The sequence below is a fragment of the uncultured Veillonella sp. genome (assembly GCF_915069625.1).
GTDB lineage: Bacteria > Bacillota > Negativicutes > Veillonellales > Veillonellaceae > Veillonella.
Window position 1 is genome coordinate 1 of record NZ_CAJZFD010000194.1, and the last position, 3104, is coordinate 3104.

Below are 3104 nucleotides of genomic sequence, written 5' to 3' on the forward strand. Positions count from 1 at the left end.
AGTTATATTCTAAGGAGGATACATTGGACATCTTATCTGTACAAGGTTTATTAGCGATGCTTCAGATCATCGTTATCGACATCTTACTTGCTGGTGACAATGCCATTGTAATTGGTATGGCAGCTCGTAACTTGCCAGCACATTTACAGAAGAAAGCTATCTTCTGGGGCACAGCCGGCGCTATTATTTTACGCCTTATTATGGCATTCCTATTTGTAGAGGCATTGAACAATATTCCTGCACTTCGTTTAGTAGGTGGTATTCTCCTCTTATGGATCGGATACAAGCTCGTTGCTGATGATGAAAGCGAGCATAATATCGAAGCTAAGGATAATTTACGTGCAGCCATTACAACTATTGTTATTGCTGATGGTATCATGGGTATCGATAATGTTATCGGTGTAGTTGGTGCTGCAGGTGGTCATATGACAATGGTAGCTATTGGTATGCTCATAACTGTACCAATCATCATTTATGGCAGTACTTTATTTGTGAAAGTCATCGAACGCTTCCCAATTATCCTATACGTTGGCGGCGGTATCCTTGGCTGGGTAGGTGCTGGTATGGCAGTAGAGGATACATTGATTGCTCATAGTGTTGAACCATATGTACTATTCATCAAAATTGCTGCAGTAATACTCGTAGTAGGGGCATCTTTGGTAGCTAAAAAACTCAAGAAATAATAGAATACATCTCTTCTCCTAATCATAGGAGGAGAGATTTTTTTATGTAAACTCATACGTCTCTTTTAGGTGAGAAAATAGCAAAATTATGGTATAGTTAAGGGATAGTTATTGAATTAATCGTTTGAATTGAGGTATGTACAGAATGGAATTTTTAGAAGTTGCCACGTGGGTAACCATTGGTAAGATTATTTTAATTGATATTTTGTTGGCTGGTGATAATGCTGTAGTTATTGGAATGGCAGCAGGTAAGCTAGCTCCAGAACTACAAAAGAAAGCCGTAATTTGGGGTACAGTAGGTGCCATTGTAATGCGCCTTGTATTTGCTACTCTTTTAGTTGAGGCTCTTACTTTAATTCCTCTTATCCACTTAGGTGGCGGCCTTGTACTTGTATGGATTGCCATTCAATTATTAAAAGGTGGCGATGAAGATGCACATATCGAAGCTAAGAATTCATTAATGGGTGCCATTTGGACGATTATTGTAGCTGATGCTATGATGAGTATTGATAATGTCATCGGTGTAGTAGGGGCCGCTAGAGGTCATTTAGAGCTTGTTATTGCAGGTATGTTAATTACTGTTCCAATTATCGTATTTTGCTCTACATTATTTGCTCAAATTATTAATAAATTCCCTGCCATCCTTTGGGCCGGCGGTGCATTACTTGGCTGGGTTGCAGGCGAAATGATTGTGGAAGATCCACTTCTTATGCCATATATTCAAGGCGAAGAATTACTCGTGAAATTCGGTACTGTATTCTTTGTACTCATTGTGACTGGTATGATTAAAATTTGGAAGAAAAGAGACGCGTAATGAACGGTACAAGTCGTACATCTCGTAAAAAACAATCTAAACAACATAGAAGAGCGAATCGCTCAAATTCACAGCAAACTGTGAGCGGTACAGTATCTAAAAAACAACAAGCTATACTCAATGCACCTGTTAAACTAGGTGATGAAGTGCTCGTAACCATTCACGGTATTGGTAGCAGTGGTGAAGGGGTAGGTCGTGTAGATAATTTTACTGTCTTTGTTCCTTTTGCTTTGCCTGGAGAAACCATAAAAGTAGTCATCACCATGGTAAAAAAGACGTATGCTACAGGTAGACTTTTAGAGATTGTTACAATGGCTCCGAATCGTATCGATGCTAGTTGTGAACTCTATGGCTTCTGTGGAGGCTGCCAACTACAACACATTACCTATGAAGGTCAGCTTTCATTAAAAACACAAAAGGTGAAGGACGTTATCGAACGCATTGGTCATCAAAATCCAGATCTTGTAAAACCTGCATTAGGCCCTAAAGAGCCGTGGGCATATCGCAATAAAATGCAAATGCCTGTAGGCGGTTCTAAAGGCGATATTCAAATGGGATTCTATGCGATGGGATCTCACGATATCGTGCAAGGTACAAACTGTCCTATACAAGACGAAGGGAATAATATCATAGCTCAAGCTTGTTACCAAATCGCTAAAGAGTTTGATATTGAACCTTATGATGAACATACAGGAAAGGGTGTGCTGCGCCATATTATCGGACGCATTGGCCAGTCAGGATGGATGATTATCCTTGTAACGGCCACCGAACAGTTGCCGCATAAAGAGAAGTGGGTAGAAAAGTTAACGGAACGAATTTCTCAAGTAGAAACTATCGTTCATAACGTAAATGGTAAGCGAACTAATGTCATCTTAGGACCTAAAAACAATATCCTCTATGGGAATGGAACGATTACAGATCATATTAAGGACTTACAGTTTACATTATCCCCACACTCCTTCTTCCAAGTGAATCCAGAACAAACTACCGTACTTTACGATCAAGCATTAGCTTATGCGGACTTAAAAGGTGATGAAACCGTTATCGATGCGTACTGTGGTACAGGTACTATTTCATTGTTCTTGGCCCATAAGGCAAAACATGTAATAGGTATTGAAATCGTAGAACCAGCTATTATTAACGCTCGTGAAAATGCCCAACGCAATGGCTATGATAATACAGAATTCATCGTCGCTGATGCAGCTGTAGAAATGCCAAAACTCTACAAAGCTGGCGTACGACCAGACGTGATTGTATTCGATCCAATTCGAGCAGGCTGTAAAGAAGAAGTACTAACCTCTGCAGCAGGCATGGAACCAAAACGCATTGTCTACGTATCCTGTAACCCAGCCACCATGGCTCGAGACATTGAAATCCTTACACACTACGGCTATGAACTCAAAGAAGTTCAACCGGTGGACATGTTCCCAATGACTGCGCATGTTGAGGCAGTGGCTTTGCTTACTAGGAACGAAGTGACGCAGTAAGCATTAGCACTGGGCAAGGATGTCCAAGAATTCGAGCGAAGTAAAGAATGATTGGAAACAGCCTACGGCTGAGGCAGTGGCTTTGCCTATTAAAAATTAATTATATAGTTATAATGAGTA

The 3104-nt window shown here is 40.4% G+C and carries 3 protein-coding genes; all 3 read left to right on the forward strand.

Annotated elements, in window-relative coordinates; genetic code table 11:
- The first annotated feature begins 23 nt into the window (after positions 1-23).
- The 3 genes from QZ548_RS08695 (at position 24) to rlmD (ending at position 2984) form a co-directional block, all read left to right on the forward strand.
- On the forward strand, positions 24-683 hold the full coding sequence (locus tag QZ548_RS08695; protein ID WP_295869744.1) for a TerC family protein: 660 nt from the start codon (positions 24-26) through the stop codon (positions 681-683).
- Positions 684-828: 145 nt separating this feature from the next.
- Positions 829-1497, forward strand: coding sequence for a TerC family protein (locus QZ548_RS08700; protein WP_295869739.1), 669 nt, complete (start codon positions 829-831; stop codon positions 1495-1497).
- Positions 1497-2984, forward strand: a complete 1488-nt coding sequence (gene rlmD, locus QZ548_RS08705) for a 23S rRNA (uracil(1939)-C(5))-methyltransferase RlmD (protein WP_295869741.1) — start codon at positions 1497-1499, stop codon at positions 2982-2984. Before QZ548_RS08700 ends, rlmD begins: the two co-directional genes overlap by 1 nt.
- Positions 2985-3104 lie beyond the last annotated feature (120 nt).

Bases quoted from the DNA above. Each gene is read 5' to 3' on its own strand.
- rlmD (WP_295869741.1), top strand. From the start codon at position 1,497: ATGAACGGTACAAGTCGTACATCTCGTAAAAAACAATCTAAACAACAT.
- QZ548_RS08700 (WP_295869739.1), top strand. From the start codon at position 829: ATGGAATTTTTAGAAGTTGCCACGTGGGTAACCATTGGTAAGATTATT.